This is a genomic window from Vibrio sp. 10N.239.312.C11, assembly GCF_041466065.1.
GTDB lineage: Bacteria > Pseudomonadota > Gammaproteobacteria > Enterobacterales > Vibrionaceae > Vibrio > Vibrio tasmaniensis_A.
This window is the reverse complement of record NZ_JBFSRZ010000026.1, coordinates 1-15,880: the sequence shown is the minus strand read 5'-3', so window position 1 is coordinate 15,880 and position 15,880 is coordinate 1. Positions and strand designations below refer to the sequence as shown.

At 40.8% G+C, this 15,880-nt stretch carries 16 protein-coding genes and 1 pseudogene; 1 reads left to right on the top strand and 16 read right to left on the bottom strand.

Going from position 1 to position 15,880, the window contains the following annotated elements; genetic code table 11:
• Nucleotides 1-7 precede the first annotated feature (7 nt).
• The 16 genes from AB6D07_RS12705 to AB6D07_RS12630 form a co-directional block, all read right to left on the bottom strand.
• A complete protein-coding gene (locus AB6D07_RS12705) occupies nucleotides 8-937 on the bottom strand; it encodes a glycosyltransferase family 2 protein (protein WP_017103883.1) in 930 nt (309 codons plus the stop codon).
• Nucleotides 934-2,706, bottom strand: a complete 1,773-nt coding sequence (locus AB6D07_RS12700) for a hypothetical protein (protein ID WP_372091997.1) — start codon at nucleotides 2,704-2,706, stop codon at nucleotides 934-936. Before AB6D07_RS12700 ends, AB6D07_RS12705 begins: the two co-directional genes overlap by 4 nt.
• Before the next feature lie 26 nt (nucleotides 2,707-2,732).
• Nucleotides 2,733-3,737: a lipopolysaccharide assembly protein LapB gene (locus AB6D07_RS12695; protein ID WP_012604665.1), complete on the bottom strand. Its 1,005-nt coding sequence runs from the start codon at nucleotides 3,735-3,737 to the stop codon at nucleotides 2,733-2,735.
• Nucleotides 3,734-4,705, bottom strand: a complete 972-nt coding sequence (locus tag AB6D07_RS12690; protein WP_017103881.1) for a type II secretion system F family protein — start codon at nucleotides 4,703-4,705, stop codon at nucleotides 3,734-3,736. The genes AB6D07_RS12695 and AB6D07_RS12690 overlap by 4 nt, the downstream gene beginning before the upstream one ends.
• Before the next feature lie 3 nt (nucleotides 4,706-4,708).
• Nucleotides 4,709-5,674 (bottom strand): type II secretion system F family protein, encoded by a 966-nt coding sequence (locus AB6D07_RS12685; protein ID WP_012604667.1) that lies wholly within the window; start codon nucleotides 5,672-5,674, stop codon nucleotides 4,709-4,711.
• A gap of 9 nt (nucleotides 5,675-5,683) precedes the next feature.
• Entirely contained in the window at nucleotides 5,684-7,135 is a 1,452-nt protein-coding gene (locus tag AB6D07_RS12680) for a CpaF family protein (protein WP_029223095.1), read from the bottom strand.
• A gap of 33 nt (nucleotides 7,136-7,168) precedes the next feature.
• On the bottom strand, nucleotides 7,169-8,383 hold the full coding sequence (locus AB6D07_RS12675; RefSeq protein ID WP_017103880.1) for an AAA family ATPase: 1,215 nt from the start codon (nucleotides 8,381-8,383) through the stop codon (nucleotides 7,169-7,171).
• Between the two features lie 24 nt (nucleotides 8,384-8,407).
• The gene (locus AB6D07_RS12670; protein WP_029223094.1) at nucleotides 8,408-8,899 is read right to left on the bottom strand and encodes a TadE/TadG family type IV pilus assembly protein; all 492 of its coding nucleotides are present in this window, start codon (nucleotides 8,897-8,899) and stop codon (nucleotides 8,408-8,410) included.
• Nucleotides 8,899-9,327: a TadE/TadG family type IV pilus assembly protein gene (locus AB6D07_RS12665; protein ID WP_029223093.1), complete on the bottom strand. Its 429-nt coding sequence runs from the start codon at nucleotides 9,325-9,327 to the stop codon at nucleotides 8,899-8,901. The genes AB6D07_RS12670 and AB6D07_RS12665 overlap by 1 nt, the downstream gene beginning before the upstream one ends.
• A gap of 2 nt (nucleotides 9,328-9,329) precedes the next feature.
• Nucleotides 9,330-10,598 (bottom strand): TadE/TadG family type IV pilus assembly protein, encoded by a 1,269-nt coding sequence (locus AB6D07_RS12660; RefSeq protein WP_017103879.1) that lies wholly within the window; start codon nucleotides 10,596-10,598, stop codon nucleotides 9,330-9,332.
• Nucleotides 10,599-10,614: 16 nt separating this feature from the next.
• A complete protein-coding gene (locus tag AB6D07_RS12655) occupies nucleotides 10,615-10,884 on the bottom strand; it encodes a hypothetical protein (RefSeq protein WP_029223092.1) in 270 nt (89 codons plus the stop codon).
• Nucleotides 10,874-12,328 carry a type II and III secretion system protein family protein gene (locus AB6D07_RS12650; protein ID WP_012604674.1) on the bottom strand — a complete coding sequence of 485 codons (1,455 nt, stop codon included), beginning with the start codon at nucleotides 12,326-12,328 and terminating at the stop codon, nucleotides 10,874-10,876. Before AB6D07_RS12650 ends, AB6D07_RS12655 begins: the two co-directional genes overlap by 11 nt.
• An 8-nt stretch (nucleotides 12,329-12,336) precedes the next feature.
• Nucleotides 12,337-13,086 carry a Flp pilus assembly protein CpaB gene (gene cpaB, locus AB6D07_RS12645; protein ID WP_017099533.1) on the bottom strand — a complete coding sequence of 250 codons (750 nt, stop codon included), beginning with the start codon at nucleotides 13,084-13,086 and terminating at the stop codon, nucleotides 12,337-12,339.
• On the bottom strand, nucleotides 13,079-14,428 hold the full coding sequence (locus tag AB6D07_RS12640) for an ATPase AAA (protein ID WP_017103878.1): 1,350 nt from the start codon (nucleotides 14,426-14,428) through the stop codon (nucleotides 13,079-13,081). Before AB6D07_RS12640 ends, cpaB begins: the two co-directional genes overlap by 8 nt.
• A gap of 37 nt (nucleotides 14,429-14,465) precedes the next feature.
• Entirely contained in the window at nucleotides 14,466-14,996 is a 531-nt protein-coding gene (locus AB6D07_RS12635) for a prepilin peptidase (RefSeq protein ID WP_017096676.1), read from the bottom strand.
• 173 nt (nucleotides 14,997-15,169) lie between these two features.
• Nucleotides 15,170-15,340, bottom strand: a complete 171-nt coding sequence (locus AB6D07_RS12630; protein WP_012604678.1) for a Flp family type IVb pilin — start codon at nucleotides 15,338-15,340, stop codon at nucleotides 15,170-15,172.
• 193 nt (nucleotides 15,341-15,533) lie between these two features.
• On the opposite strand from AB6D07_RS12630, the pseudogene AB6D07_RS12625 reads away from it, so the two are divergent.
• Nucleotides 15,534-15,827 (top strand): annotated as a pseudogene (locus AB6D07_RS12625) (AraC family transcriptional regulator); the annotation flags it as partial.
• Between the last annotated feature and the right edge of the window lie 53 nt (nucleotides 15,828-15,880).

The window sequence follows — 15,880 nt, the reverse complement described above, 5'->3', positions numbered from 1 at the left end:
TTGATTCCTATTCAGATAGCGTTTTATCACTCGTTCGTAATATAGAAAGGATCCTCATCTCTCGCCTACCTCGTGATACGTTGTCGAGTATCAACCCACAGAAAAAAGACATCACCGCTATCAATGCAATTGAACTAGACAAAATAGCAGTAGGCACCCTTTCGACGAGCCCAGTATCGATGAAGTCGATGATAACGGGGATTCCTAAAACCAATGAAATGAAGCAAAGCAACATAGACAATACGCCAAAGAAGAACATTGGCTTTACATCTCTCAATAAGAACAAAATGAAATTGAGAATTTTGAGCCCATCACTAAAGGTATTCAATTTACTGGCTGTGCCTTCAGGCCTTGATTGATATTGCGTCGAAACTTCTTTGATTGGCATATTATGATGTAGCGCATGAACGGTAAGCTCTGTTTCTATTTGGAAGCCATCACTGAAAATGGGTACGGTTTTGACAAATCGATGGCTCATAATTCGATAACCAGAAAACACATCACTCAATTGAGCATTGAATGCTAAATTAATCAGCGATGAAAACAGCTTATTTCCTAGGATATGCCCTTTGGGATAAGCCATTGAAGCTCGCTCTCGACTTCCAATAATCATATCGAGTTTTTCATCATCCAATTGTTCGATCAGCGCAGGGCATATTGACGCATCGTAAGTGTCATCACCATCAGCCATCACATAGATATCAGCATCAATATCAGAGAACATTCTCCTGACAACCTCCCCTTTACCTTGGCGAGGCTCATGTCGAACAATAGCCCCAGCTTGCAAGGCCTCGTTTACCGTGTTGTCGGTTGAGTTGTTGTCATACACATAAATAGACGCATCAGGTAAAGCCTGCTTAAAAGACATAACTGTCTTTCCGATAGCACCCGCTTCATTAAAACATGGGAGTAATACTGCAACTTTTATACTATTCATAAACTCTCCCTAACCCTAAAGATTCGGTAGCCATCAGGAACATCGTCATATATGGTCTCCAACCAGCTGGGAACATTTGAGCTGTATAATTTGTTTATAAGAGCCTCTTCACTTGCTGATTTTTTCAAAACCATTAAGTGGGCGTCATTTCCTATAACAATATAATCAATGTTCTTAGCTTGGATTTCGTCCTTGGCTAAACTCATATCCCCCTCTAACATAACCTCTATAAGAAATTGATTACCAACGATATTCCTATGATAAGGAGCTGCAATTATGCGGTTATTAGTGTGTGCCAACACAGGTGCTCCCGTCTCAATTCCTGTTAGAATAACCTTTGCTTCGATGCCCTTTTCTTCCAATACTCTAAATAGAGTTTTCTTGTCATTTTCAACCGCATTTCTTTCGATGTCATCATTACCAACCGCTATCACTAGAAATGCCATTACTAATGGAGCTCCTAATAATATAATCAACACTTTAAATATTGAATATTTTACAAACTCAGACAATCTTATAACTACATAAGCCTGAAAAGGGCTTGATAAAATAAAACATAATCTTATCACCCTAACCTGCCAGAATATGGCAAGGAATAAATTCAATAAGAAAATAATATACAAGATTGTACAATGATGATTATTAACTCTAAAAAAAGGATACAATAAAGCAGGGATGACCAGTAACACATAATTATCAATAGATAATAACCCATTCTCACTTACATACTGAAAAATAGATTTAGCTTCAGAAACATGGTCAAGCCAATAAGTCTGAAGTATAGGTGGATAATCGACAAACAAAGCACTGGTAATATTTGGATATAACAAAACTACTGGAGTCAAATATCCAACACCCAATATAACAAACACAAACGAACGCAACCCAAAAGGCCAACTATCAAATTTAAACCAACTGTAATTATTAACAAAAGCCCAACCAACAAAAAACAAAACCACAATAACAAATGACACTTCATCGTACTTAAAATCAAAGAACTCATTATAAGGTCTGTTTAATAAAACGGAGATAACAACTGAAACACCGCAGAACAGATATAGCCTTGATACATAAACAAACCAACTCTTGCTAACAAAAAAACAATACACAGTGTAGGCGATAAAAAAACTCGCAAACAAAAGGATATTGTCTAACCCAGTCCATAACGACAATGCCAATAGAATAGATTGAGCATACACTCGCCATAATTGATTAATTTGACTTACAGTTATAGGTGTTAGAGATAGGAACAAGATAGCCAAAATAAGCTGAATATTATGGTGATCTATGGAGCCAGGAATAAAATGCATAACCGATGGGGAAAACAGGGCAAACATCATGCTCAAAAACCGATAGCGCTCTCCGAAGTAATGGTTACATAAATAGAAGCATGACAGTGAATAGAGGAGTAGATAAAGCAAAGGTACAATAGAAATAGACAGTGAATAAGCGGTACTTTCATCCACAACAAACAATAAAGGATACGCAATAACAGAAAGTATCAGATCGGGGAATCGGGACCAATGGATAACAATACCATCAGCGGCATTGAAATTATCCATTGGTTTTAGATACCAGCGCCCACTATTCATCCAATCTTGAAATTGAACAAAGCGCATGTAATCGTCATTATCATTTAAAACCAGTGTTGAGATACTCTCCCATTTATAGAAAAATATCGCAGTCGCACACAGCAGCCAAACAACAGAAATAATGATGATATCTTTATTAAAACTTTCACTCTTAGGCAAGATGAATATCCTTTTCATTAACCCAAAGATAATAATTTAAGTCGTTACTGCTCCATCTCTCTTACCTCAGATAACGCTCTATTTAAGTTGTCATTCGCCACTTTATAATAAGATGCTTTTTTATCGATAGCTTGTTGTAGATAGGGAATAGCTTCGTCAGGCTTACCCTGCAAAATTAAAAAATAACCGACATTATTCAAAGCTTCAGGAGCTTCCATGTGTCTCATAAAAACGTTGGTTGCCTTTTTGATATCCCCGGCAGCCAAGTAAATAAGCGCAAGGTTGTTTTGAGCCTTTTCATTATTAGGTTCTATCTCTAAAGCCGAACGAGTGTATTGATACGCTTCCTTGTAATTGCCATACATGTAGTGGGAGTACCCCATATTCAACAAAGCTTTAACTGAACTTTTGTCTATTGTCAGTGATTTTTTAAAGTACTCTTGCGCTATCTGGTGTTTTCCATCGACATCTTCCAGCACACCTATCCCCATGAAAGCTAATTCGGGAGACATGCTATCAACCTTCAAACCAGCCACTTCACTTTGACTTAAGGCTTGGTAATTTGTAATTGTTTCACTACTTTTTAAACGAACTTGATCTGCATTAATCGCTTTAAAGAAATAACTCCGCCCTTCCTCTTTGCGACGCTGCTTTGTATACAAAACACCTAATTGCTCTAGGACTTCGGTATGTGCAGGGTTAAAATCTAATGCTGCTAAATAAGCTTTCTCGGATAGTGCATAGTTACCACGAGATGAATGAATTTGGCCTATCGTAAAAAGCGTTTTATCGTGAAACTCTTTCTCAGGAAAGGATAGAGAGCGAATATATTCATAAAGGGCCAAATCAATATTGTTATCCCTCAATGCTACATCACCACGCATAATGGCTTCTTTCTCACTCAGTGGAGGGTCATCACTGCTTAAGGTATCGATTGGTTTACCTGAATACAACTCTGCATCAAACTGGTTTGTCGGCTCATCCGAGGATGCACAACCAAGAATAACGAACACTAATAAAGCTAGAAAATATCTACTCACTCGTATCATAAACTTACTCCTGGTGCACCAAGTGCATCAATAACAATAATGATCCCAGGCCCTAACGCGACAATAAAAAAGCAAGGCCAAATAAACAACAGCATAGGGAACAACATTTTAGTCGGTATCTTGGCCGCGATTTCTTCAGCAGCTTGCTGACGCTTATCTCGAAAATCTACCGTATAATCACGAAGAGTCTGCGCTAAGCTCCCCCCCATTCTAGACGCATGAGAAAGCAAAGAAACCAACCCCTCTAATTCGACTAGCCCCGTCCGGTCAATGAACTGCCTCAGCGCATCTGGCATGGTGACACCTGCTTGTATCTTGGCAAAAACAGTCTCCAATTCATCGGCTAACTCTGGCTGAGAAACATAAAGCTCAGAAGCAACTCGTCCAAGTGCTGCATTAAAGCCTAGACCAGATTCCGTACAAACTACAAGAAGATCAAGAGCATCTGGTACACCATTTCTAATTTTCTTCTGTCGCTCTTTTTGCAACTTGCTCAAGATAATATTCGGAGTGAAGGTCCCAAGAAAAACACAGGTCATGATCAATAAATTATTGTAGCTACCACCGAATGAGATGTAATAAACCATAAAGCCCGCGATGATACCGACCAAACTCGATAACACTTTCAATGCATAAAAAACCGATAACGCATTTTTTTCATGAAAGCCTGCATGCATCAACTTTTGTGAGTAGGTTTCATTATCCTTTTTATTACCTTTACTAATAAAAGGACTTAGTGATTCCAACGTATTAGAGAAATCATAAGGCTTTCTATTATTGGGTGAACCCGTTTCTGATATCTGTTTGAGCTTTTTATCTAAAGGGGAGCGTGCACCCAAAATAAGAAACCCTAGGGTCAATGTTAACAAGATGGTGGTAAGCAAAATCATTGCATAGATAACCATCTGAGAGCTGACTCCAAAGTCCGCTAACATTTGCTTCCAAACTTCAATGTTTAATAATTCCATAGGTTAAATCTCTATGCTGATGATTCGCTTAATCCATAGGGCTCCAATCGCTAAAAGTACGATACCAACACTGACCATTGAAACGCCGCGAGGGTCATTATAAAGCGGCTCAATATAATCTGGATTCGCCACTTTCAAAGCAAAAAACAAACCAAATGGGGATAAGGTTAATATCCATGCTGATAGCCGACTTTCAGCAGAAAGCGTTTTTATTTTCCTTTCTAGCTTAAAGCGAGATCTGAGAACTTCGGATACTTTTTGAAGATTTTCGGAGAGGTTACCCCCTGTTTCTTTCTGCAACATTACCGCACTAGAAAAAGCTAACATTGATACGGTGGGGACACGCTCAGCCATTTGTAAGATAGCCAAACGTAAATCGTAACCATAGTTAAGTAGGTTATAGGTATTTTTAAACTCGGCACCGATAGGGTCAGGGAGTTCTTCACCAACCTCATTGAATGATTGAATTAGCGGCTGCCCAGCTTGTAATGCCCGTCGGATAATATCCAACGCTTCAGGGAGCTGCTCTTCAAATCGAGCCATTCGATAACTCACTCGATTTTGCACATACAGGTAAGCAACAACCCAGACAGCAATGAATGCCGTTAGGCTAATGAACCACTCTTGTTGAGTCATTATTGATATCAGAGTGAGCGACACACCGCATAGAGCAACAATAAGTAAAAAGCGACTTAGCGAAACTCTAATACCGGCTAACTCCAACATCCGTTTTAAGCCAGCAAAATAAGGGATAACGATGAGCTTGCGATCTAATGGGGATAAGTCTTTATTATAATGCTCTTTGAGTAGCGACAAGCTCTCTTCATCGATATTACGTTGGGTCTCTTTCAAACGTCGAGAAAGCTCTTTATGCTTAGCTTTTTTCCCCGCAGCAGGCAATAACAAAGCTTGGGAGATAAAAAGCACCGCGATGAATAATAGGCCGAGTGAAACACTTACATTATCCATAATCTCTCCTTAACCATGAGTCTCAGTGAAGAGCTCGAAAGGCAGATCGAGTCCACGTTTAACTAACTGGTCATGATATTGAGGTACGACCCCCGTCGCAGTGAAATAGCCGATAATATTGCCATCTTCATCAATACCTTTACGTTGAAAACGGAAAATTTCCGACATGGTAATCACCTCCCCCTCCATGCCGTTGATCTCTTGAATGCTCACCATACGGCGCTTACCATCTTCTTGTCGTTCCATTTGGACAACAAGGTGGATCGCCGAAGCAATTTGGGCTCTTAAGTTTTTGGTTGAAATGTTCCAACCAGCCATAGAGAACATGTTTTCAACACGGCTTAAGGCATCTCTGGGGGTATTGGCGTGAATAGTCGCAAGAGACCCATCATGACCAGTATTCATTGCCGCCAACATATCAACGGCTTCGCTACCACGCACCTCACCAACCACAATTCGGTCTGGTCGCATACGTAAGGTGTTTTTTACCAACTCTCTCTGACTAATCTCCCCTTTCCCTTCTAAGTTAGCAGGGCGGGTTTCTAGGCGAATAACATGGGGTTGTTGAAGTTGTAACTCTGCAGAGTCTTCTATAGTAATGATTCGTTGGTCTCGAGGGATGAAACCAGAAAAGATATTCAGTGTGGTTGTTTTCCCTGACCCCGTCCCTCCTGAAATCAAGATATTAAGTTCTCCTTTCACGGCAGCTTCGACAAACTTAGCCATTTGAGGCGAGACGGAGTCGTAGCTAATCAAGTTATCCATCGTCAAACGATCAACGGCAAAACGACGGATTGAAACGGAAGGACCATCAAGAGCCAAAGGAGGGATAATGGCGTTAACACGTGACCCATCAACTAAGCGTGCATCTACCATAGGTGATGCTTCATCTATCCGACGCCCTACCTGACTTACTATGCGGTCGATAATGTTTCTCAGATGACGGTCATCCAGAAAAGTGTATGGCGTTTTTTCGAGTTTACCCCTTCGCTCAACGTAAACACTTTTAGGGCCGTTGACTAATATATCGGAGACCGTTTGATCGGCTAATAGAGGCTCAAGCGGCCCAAGGCCAAAAACCTCATCTTCTATCTGCTTGATAACCCGCTTACGCCCTTCGGCACTGAGTGCATGGCTTCCATCGTCAGCCATCAATTGTACGATGGCTTCATGTAGGTCTAGCTTAGCTCGCTCTTTTTCCAAGCTTGAAAGCAACCCTAAGTCTAACGTTTCAAGGAGCTGCTTATGGAAAAAGTGTTTAATTGATAGCTCTTGTTCGAGAACTTTCCGAGCCTCATCAATCGCCTTTTCTTTTTCTACATGAGCTTCTGCACTGCGAGAGTGGCTAGACACCTCAACGCTTGATAAACGTTCAACAGGATTGGCATCTTCTGAATCATGCGAAATCTGTTCTACTCTTTTTTCAAACTCTGGATTTACATTTTTTCGTTTAAAGAACATCACAATCCCTCGCGTTTACTTTTTATCAACCCATTATGAAAACAGCTTTTTCAGCCACCCTTTCTCTTCCTGCTCTGGTGGTGAAAGAATGTGTGACAAATCGATAATAGAGCGAGTAATAGAACTTTTCTTTCTCGACTGAACTAGCGGTTGCCCCAAGTTGGCACTCTCTAATGCAACTTTGAAATCATTAGGCATAAGGTGTATGTCATGCTTACCTACCGCCTGTTCAATATCTTTTAATTTAATTGAGTGTCGCTTTTCATAACGGTTCAGAATGACCTCAATAGAATCACTTTGTAAGCCGTACTCAAATTTCAGAGACTTAATGAGTCGACTTGTGTTTTTGACTGACACTAGGCTCTGTTGCAAAACAAGAAGCACCTTTGTTGCTGGTGATATTGCGGATGCAAATACATGGTCTAATCCTCTAGAGAGGTCAATGATCACATAAGGGTAAAAACGGCGTAATATAGGAAGCAATCGGCCTATTTTCTGTGCCTGTTCAAAGTCATCAGCATTGTTCTCATGCTTAAAGCTTAGAACATGTAAGCCAGATTCGTGCTTATTTACCAAAGTTCCCAACGATATTTCATCTAGGTCATTCGAACTATTGATCGCATCCGAAACACTATAAGTAGGAACAATATTTAAATAATCAGGAATCACACCAAATTGAAGGTCGATATCAAGTAACAAAACCTCACTGGGGTGCTGACTGGCCATCTCAATAGCGGTATTCAACGCCAAGGTGGTCGCCCCCATTCCCCCCTTGGTGTTTAAAAACAGAATAAACTCACCGTAGCTTGAGTTCTCAAGCTTTTCGGCCGCCGTTTTCTTGAGCAGTGGGAGCAAATCAGAAAGCGTCACGTTGTGAGATAAGAAATCAGAAGCCCCTAGACGCAGCGCGATTTTTAATGAGCCATTGTCACTTTCATCACCGAGTACAACTAAAGATAAATCTTGTTCTTCTAGTGATAGATCATAACCCTGTAGCTCAACCATTTTTTGAGCCCAGTTGCCATGTGCTTCAACAAAAATAAGTTCTGGAACATCGGCACTTTTTAAGTACTCCTCACTCATTGCTCCGAGAGAAAATGATGTCACATGCACATTTCGACATTTCTTCAGCTCTTGACTCATATGTGAGAGAAAACCCTCAGTACTGTAGATCAACCAGACTTTTAGGTTTGTTCTCAAACGCGTAATATCGTTCTCATTAGGCGTGATTTTGATCGCTTCCCCCATACCGCTACTCCTGTATAAAATAACTTATGGACACCGATTCCGAGTTTCGGAGTCCGCCCTTACCACACCTAAACTTTCTGCAGGTAAGATGGTTTCAAATGAGGGAGCAGCCAAGTAACCACTCGTACCTAAAAAACTCAAATTATCAATTAATTGAATTCCGTACCCTGTCGCTCGTGCCCTTACAAATTTAATGCTACTAAAGACAGGATCCGTATCATAACCAGATGTAATTTCATTCCCACTCACATCTAAATATGCAACTTCCAAATTCGCCGCGGTAAAACCAACAAGAGGGAGATCAGCAACAACCATTCCCGCGATATTGTCCCTATCAGCAACGTAGCAAACCGTGGCTAACCTTGCTGCCTTTCTGGTCGCTTCACTGACCATTTGAAGCGAAAATATGTAAGCACCCAGCGCTAAAATAAGGAAAACCAAGAGAAAGACTAGCCAAGACACTATGGTAAATTCGATAATAGCGATGCCTTTAATACGCCCTTTGTACCGTTTCATCACAACACCCTCATTATCGAAGAGACACTAATCGGAATAGAAAAGCTCGCCGAAGAAAACGGGATCGACACAAAGTGAGGAATATAATTGTAGGTCACACTCACACGTACATAGCTATCTGTATTCGGTGGGCTAATTGTCACGTCAGAAACAACTAAATTCGACAATATCGCCGTTCCAGCTGTGTTTTGACCATAAACCACCACATTCTGTATTTCTGACGACGGAGCCAGCGTTCCACCTTTGGTTCCATAGACTTCACTAACCGCATAGCGGGCGCCATTTTGAACGGATTTAGATATCACATTGTAGTGAATCATCATATTGCCCAGTTCAAGCACTAATATAAGGAAGAACAGCAATACAGGAGTCGCGATTACCATCTCGATAGCAGCAAAGCCACGATTAGATTTAATTAAAGGTTTCATAATCAAGACTCCCCACTATCAGGATCCTTATACAAAACAATCTTATAAGTTCCTTCCGTTGTTGATTCTGTACTACCTGAACCACCAACCACACTACAGGAGTGAATGAACTCACCAAAGACGGCTGGTGTACCTGAGTTATTAGTTGGTGCTTTTTGCAACAAGAAAAAACAACCAATTTTATTCACAGTAAAGTCAGTGGCACCACCACTTTTACCTGTGCAATCCACCATAGGTATCGGTAAAATACGACGCCAAGCGACACCATTTGCTGCGCACCCTGAACCATTACTTGCTATACATGCGTTGGTATCAGCTTCATATTGCGCGTAGGTATAAGTGCCATCAAAATCGATATCCCCTGTACTTGCATCAATCGTAATCTCATCGCTAGGCTCTGTAGTTACGTAGTCAGAAGGGTAATCTGATGCCGTTAAGCCACCACCATAATCGCCAAAACGAGTATTCAAGCCATCGCCTGTTGGGCCAACCGTACCACCAGGTTTGGTTGTGATATCTTCACCAATTTTAACGGGTTGGTCATAACTACCACCTAACCCCTCTTTGACTGCCTTACCACCAGACCCGAAGTCTAAAAGATGATAATTACCGTTACCCATTTCAGATAATTTGTTATCCCCAACCTTCAAAGCATGAACTGTACCCACCTCATAACCAAAAACATTGGTTATAACTTCACCAGTTTCGTCATGATATCCATCTTCAGGATCGACGTCGTTGTCCGAAGTTCCGTCACCAATGCAAACCCCAATAGGCACAACGTTATTGACGACCTCTTGCCCGGAACTTGGCCCAGCGACGGCACTTGCTGAAACCTCTTTTACTAGTCCAAACATTTGAATAAAGAACTCATCCATATCCAACGAATCTACTCTAACGCGTACATATACATCATCGTCATCACCGAAGGTGGCTGTTCCAGTAAAATCCTGAGGATCGTTAGAGTAATCAATGTTTATGGAAGCCGTGGTAAAATCAATCTCATGATTCCCTGTTGACGCTGCCATTGCATTTAACGCAGTGCCTATTTCAGCATCCACCGCATCTTTGTCTTTACTATTGTCCAGTATGGTTGCCGCAGCTAACGCCGCTGAATCTACAGCATTTTGTAAGCGTGTTTTATTAACCAGCATATGGTTAACATCTACAGCCAACGCTGACACAGCTAAGAAAACAAGCAAAGCAGCGGTAACTAATACGACAACTAAGCCTTGCTGTTTTCTGGGACTTTTTGATACTCGATACAACATATGAGTACCTCCAGATTTAGTTAAATTCTTCTAAGATCTGGCTACTACTTCCAGACAGTTCGTTTTCACCTCTGCCTACATATCTATCGTAACCAGTCTGCATCCGCTCCCCTGTACCATCCGGTACCACGAGTAAATTCTCTTGGGTCGCATTAGGGTTATACGTTTGTTCTGTTTTTACGAGTGCTACCGAATGCCCTAAACGAGCATCATTAGCACAGCCAACTAACACCATTACGAGAAAGACCATCATTATTCTAATCATATCTATCTCCTTATAAATCATGTCCAAATGAGCCTTCGCTACCACCATCTGTTGGTGATATTCCCTGTGAAGCTTGAGATTGCTCTGAATCCGATTCAGACGGTTCAGCGATATAAGCGCTTCGACCTAATAAGTAATATTCCAGATCATTCGGGTCAACAAAGGCGTCTGTTGGTAACGTTACTTTACTTCGGTCAATAGGACTCGCAAGTCGAGGGGTAACAAGAATGACAAGTTCTGTTTCACCAGATACATACTCTTGACTATTAAAGAGTTGCCCTAAGATGGGGACATCACCAATACCCGGCATTTTGTTACTCACATCCCTAACATTCTCACTGAGCAATCCAGCAATACCAATAGTTTGTCCGTCGGCTAGCTCGAGCGTCGATGACGCGCTTCGACGAGTAATTGGTGGGATAAAGTAGGTCGCATTGGTTGTTCCTGGGTCAATCGTTAACGAGCTGCTATTGGCAATTTCACTCACATCAACAGCCAAGTTTAGATTGATCTTTTTATCACTCAGAACCGTTGGGATAAATTTCAATCCAACTCCATACTCTTTATATTCAATCGTAATGCCATCTTCATCTGGCACAGGGATAGGGAATTCACCACCCGCTAAAAACTCAGCTTTGGAGCCACTTAATGCCGTTAAGTTAGGCTCAGCTAATACTTTCGCCACACCATTCTGTTTGGCTACATCCAGGGCGAATGTAAACAGGGTATTACTATCAATAAACGAGCCTAAAATGCCGTAATCAGTAGAGGTTGGAATATCAAAGATTGGCGTAGCCCCTAGAACACCAGCAGGAACTGACGACGCCCCCCAAGAAATATTCGATCCGCTCGTTTGGAAGAAGTGAAAGTTTGCATCAAATTTTCTCACCAAGCTTCTTTGAACCTCGGCAACCGTCACTTCCAACATAACTTGTTGAGCACCGCCAATAGACATCAAGTTGATAACACCTGTCGCTGCAGCTTGCTCGCTACCACTTTCCTTCGATTCATCAGCTGTTTCACCCGAAGAGTAGGTTTCTGCTATTCGCATCGCTACATTCATTTGTTGCTGATTACTCACCTGCCCACTCAGCAGCAAGCGATTCTGAGCACTGTGCACCTCAATAGTTTCATCAGGAAGAAACTCATATAACTTCGCTTTTAAGCTATTAAGATCATGAGTGACTTCGATGTTGATCGATTCAATCAGCTGGCCACGGGAGTCCCACGCCATTAGGTTAGTAGCACCTAATTTTTTTCCGATTAAAAACAGCTCGCTCGATTTCAACATCACAATATCAAGTACATCAGGATCACCAAGCGACACTTTGCTCGCTTTCCCTGACAACACCACATGTGTTGATTTGTGATGAGGAACCGTTACCGTTTTACCCGTTTGTAGAGCAGCAAAGCTCAGTGTAGAGAAACAAACAAAGCTCAAAATACACGTTATTATTATTTTCATAACTCACCTCAATCCTTGACGCGAACACTAGATGCTTGAGTACCTTTAATGATCGTCACACTCGGCTTAGGTACGTATCGACGAACAACCTTTTTCTCAACTTCATGAGGGTTTCTCAGTGTCAGTTGAATACTGCCTTTACTCTTCGCTGTTAAAAGTTTTTCAGCATCTTTAGGTGAAACCTCTAATGTCACAGCTCGTACGATAATAGGACTGTTTTCATTCGTTTTTGCCGTTTGGTCTACTGCCAATACCTTGATATCTTTCAACACGGTACGAGTTGCTGCTGAGTTTTTGCTGTAAGAAACGGTGCTAAGTATGTCAACTTTATTACCTGGTAATAGAAAACCAGCCACACCAATAACGTCATCCACTCGTATTGTTACCGCACGTTTATTCTCAGGTATTAATGCAGCAAGCGTTGAGCCTTCTCCTGGAATAGTAAAACGCATTTTATGAAGCACTTCTCCAGCATAAATAGTATTGGCCACCACTTTGCCAACCAATTCAGAAGCATCGGAAAAATTATTTTCATTAATCCAATCAACTTCCATCAACTTTGTCGCTAAGAACTGCTCCTCAATAATGGTTCCAGCTTCAATTTCTTGTGATGCCACCACGACTGGATGACGCTCCACAGTTTCAACTTCAACGGTTGGTTGAACTTGATCTTCCATCCACTGCTTAGCAAAAAATACAGCCGCTAAGCCAAATACTACGGACAGTAAAAACAGTAGGAAAACTTGACTCTTATTCATTATTTTCTTCCTCGTGTCCATCAGAGGTAAAATAGACTTCCCATGCCATGGAAAGAATATCGAAGGTAATAACAGGCGGGAGTTGTTCAAACGAAAGAATATCTTTGCTTATACCAACGAGATCTTTCGGTAAACATGGGAAAAGTGGCACCTTAAGAAGCGTGTGCATTTGAGACAAACGCTCAAAGAATCCATCTTGAAGCTCTACCTCTCTATCAGCAACGACGCTCATCCATAAAGCTTCATAGTCTCGTTGGTTAAGTGGCTTGAATTCAATCTTGTAACCTAAACGACGCAAAAAGGCAGGGTCGCTTATTTTCTTGGGATTTAGATTGGTAGAGAAGGCCAGCGTTAATACAAATGGCATCGTTATCTGCTGACCATTAGGCAGCGACAAATAATCGAATGAGTACTCCATCGGTACTATCCAACGATTAAGAAGCGCATCCACAGGCATGGGCTGACGACCAAGGTCATCAATGATAAAAATCCCATTGTTTGCCATCATTTGAACTGGAGCTAACCAGACTCGACTATTTTCTGAGTGATTGACTTCAAGCATATCCATCGTCAGTTCTCCCCCAACCTGGATATTGGGTCTTTCACAATTAAGCCAACGCTTGTCGTACTGATCTTTGAGGGAAATACTTTGATCGCTGCCGTTACTATCCAACGGCTTATGATGTTGCGCCGAGAACACCTTGATAATGTTACCCAGAGCATAGACGGCATAAGGGATAAATACAGAGGTATGTAAAGCATTCACAATACGGCTCGCAACAAATGTTTTACCCGTTCCTGCATGTCCATACAGCAACAAAGCACGTCCCGAATTGATTGCAGGCCCAAGTACTGAAATCATTTTGTCGACACCATATACATCATTCAGTGCCGCCTCGACATGTGGCCGAGTTACTAACTCAGCTCTCAAGTCTTGTTGTTTTACCACCTCACTATATTGGGTAAGCGAAACCGGTGCGGGGCCTAAATAGGCATCACGCTTGAAAGCAAGATCCGCTTCTTCAAGCCCTTTTTCTGATAGTGAATAACGAACATGACTATGTGACACAGATGAGAGGGAAATATCTGAAGTAGGCTGAAATACCTCGATTAATGACTTCTTTCTTAAAACGGCTAAAGCACTTTCCACGATATGAGTCACAACACATAAATAATTAGAAAGCTCTAAAACATCCGATTTTGGGTAAGCCGACAAATGCTTAAGTACAAGGTTTTCAATAACGACTTCAGGAACACCCAACATATCAAGAGATGTAGGGACGATTGGGGCTGAAATTTGTGGCTTCAAGGTTGTTGGAGCAGTACGCCCTATAATATCCATATATTATGTCTCCCCACAAAGCTAACCAACAACAGATTTAAGTAAAGTAGCTATACATCGCTAACCCTATAACAACAGAAGGAGCAAAAGGCATCGTTACTTTATTTGAATACCGAGTATGTAAATTAGCTGTTTTATCAATGACTGGTGCAGCTCCACCAAGCACAATTATCTTATTTTCAAAATAGCTTTTAATACTAAAACAGCTCGAGTTGGACAGGTTGTATAGCAGGTAGAAAACCCCAACAACTCCAGAAGAAACCAAGATAAAGTACGATGCATCGAGTAATTGTCCCCACCCCAAATACATTCCTACAACACCTAATAACTTCACATCCCCTGCAGACATTGCTCTTAAAAAATAGAATAGCAATCCAAAACAAAAGAATACGACCGACCCAAATAAAGACATTAAGAAACTATCAAAGGTATAATTGCTGTTGAACATTGATAAAAAATAGAAAAACAAAAAAAGAATCAATATTTTGTTTGGTATACGATGTTTCTCAACATCGTATACCGATACAGCAATTAGCAATGCCCAAAAAACAGAAGGCTCATTAATCATAATTTCAATTCATACGCTCGATATAATACTTTGAAATTTACTCACTAATGTCGTAGCCATTCCAGAGAAAATTAGCCCGACAAAAATTATGAGCGAGGCAGCACCAATGACATACTCAATAGTCGTTAACCCCTTTTGCTGTCTCACTCTCCGAGCAACCATGGCAGTAATCATTAAATACTGTTAATGATGTTATTAAGCTTAGCGGATAGGGCGGCCCCAAAACCAGTAAATATAGTGGTCAAGCCTAATACCAGTAACGCTGCACCAATTACATACTCGATAACAGTCAACCCTTCTTCATCTTTCATGAATTCTTTACAATTATTCAAAAACTTATCCATGAGAACCTCTCCTTGATTTACGTATCAGGCTTTGTTTGCCTGTAAAGTAAATCTAGAGGTGAGAGATATATTTGGTTAGGATTTTTTTGCCATTTACTTGCACTTTTTTGTGGTACTTCTAATCTAAATATAAAGCTTCATTAATTAGCCACTTTTAGACTAAAAGAGAATATGAAATGCATTGGGTATCTGTATGAAAATAGTAACCCCGTTATTATCGGATAAAGAGAGTGATTTCAACTCCGTTATTATCAATAAAATAAGTCACTATTTCTCTATTGCCAACTTCAAACAAGACATATCTATAATCAGTAACTTAGACGTCAGACTGGTATTTTTCATTTTGAATACCCCTGATAAAATCCAACTACTTACCATGGCTTTATCTATTTGCGAAAATTTGAACAAAAGAATTGTTATTATTTGCTCTGACCCGTTACCTAATATCGTTCGAAATCATAAGAATATATTTTTCATCATAGAAACGGCTTTGTTGCGTAATTCAATGGAACTAAATCAAGAACCTACGATCTGATCAGC

Coding starts and splice junctions, on each gene's coding strand:
- AB6D07_RS12705 (WP_017103883.1), bottom strand. CDS start 937: ATGAATAGTATAAAAGTTGCAGTATTACTCCCATGTTTTAATGAAGCG.
- AB6D07_RS12700 (WP_372091997.1), bottom strand. CDS start 2,706: ATGAAAAGGATATTCATCTTGCCTAAGAGTGAAAGTTTTAATAAAGAT.
- AB6D07_RS12695 (WP_012604665.1), bottom strand. CDS start 3,737: ATGATACGAGTGAGTAGATATTTTCTAGCTTTATTAGTGTTCGTTATT.
- AB6D07_RS12690 (WP_017103881.1), bottom strand. CDS start 4,705: ATGGAATTATTAAACATTGAAGTTTGGAAGCAAATGTTAGCGGACTTT.
- AB6D07_RS12685 (WP_012604667.1), bottom strand. CDS start 5,674: ATGGATAATGTAAGTGTTTCACTCGGCCTATTATTCATCGCGGTGCTT.
- AB6D07_RS12680 (WP_029223095.1), bottom strand. CDS start 7,135: ATGTTCTTTAAACGAAAAAATGTAAATCCAGAGTTTGAAAAAAGAGTA.
- AB6D07_RS12675 (WP_017103880.1), bottom strand. CDS start 8,383: ATGGGGGAAGCGATCAAAATCACGCCTAATGAGAACGATATTACGCGT.
- AB6D07_RS12670 (WP_029223094.1), bottom strand. CDS start 8,899: ATGAAACGGTACAAAGGGCGTATTAAAGGCATCGCTATTATCGAATTT.
- AB6D07_RS12665 (WP_029223093.1), bottom strand. CDS start 9,327: ATGAAACCTTTAATTAAATCTAATCGTGGCTTTGCTGCTATCGAGATG.
- AB6D07_RS12660 (WP_017103879.1), bottom strand. CDS start 10,598: ATGTTGTATCGAGTATCAAAAAGTCCCAGAAAACAGCAAGGCTTAGTT.
- AB6D07_RS12655 (WP_029223092.1), bottom strand. CDS start 10,884: ATGATTTATAAGGAGATAGATATGATTAGAATAATGATGGTCTTTCTC.
- AB6D07_RS12650 (WP_012604674.1), bottom strand. CDS start 12,328: ATGAAAATAATAATAACGTGTATTTTGAGCTTTGTTTGTTTCTCTACA.
- cpaB (WP_017099533.1), bottom strand. CDS start 13,086: ATGAATAAGAGTCAAGTTTTCCTACTGTTTTTACTGTCCGTAGTATTT.
- AB6D07_RS12640 (WP_017103878.1), bottom strand. CDS start 14,428: ATGGATATTATAGGGCGTACTGCTCCAACAACCTTGAAGCCACAAATT.
- AB6D07_RS12635 (WP_017096676.1), bottom strand. CDS start 14,996: ATGATTAATGAGCCTTCTGTTTTTTGGGCATTGCTAATTGCTGTATCG.
- AB6D07_RS12630 (WP_012604678.1), bottom strand. CDS start 15,340: ATGGATAAGTTTTTGAATAATTGTAAAGAATTCATGAAAGATGAAGAA.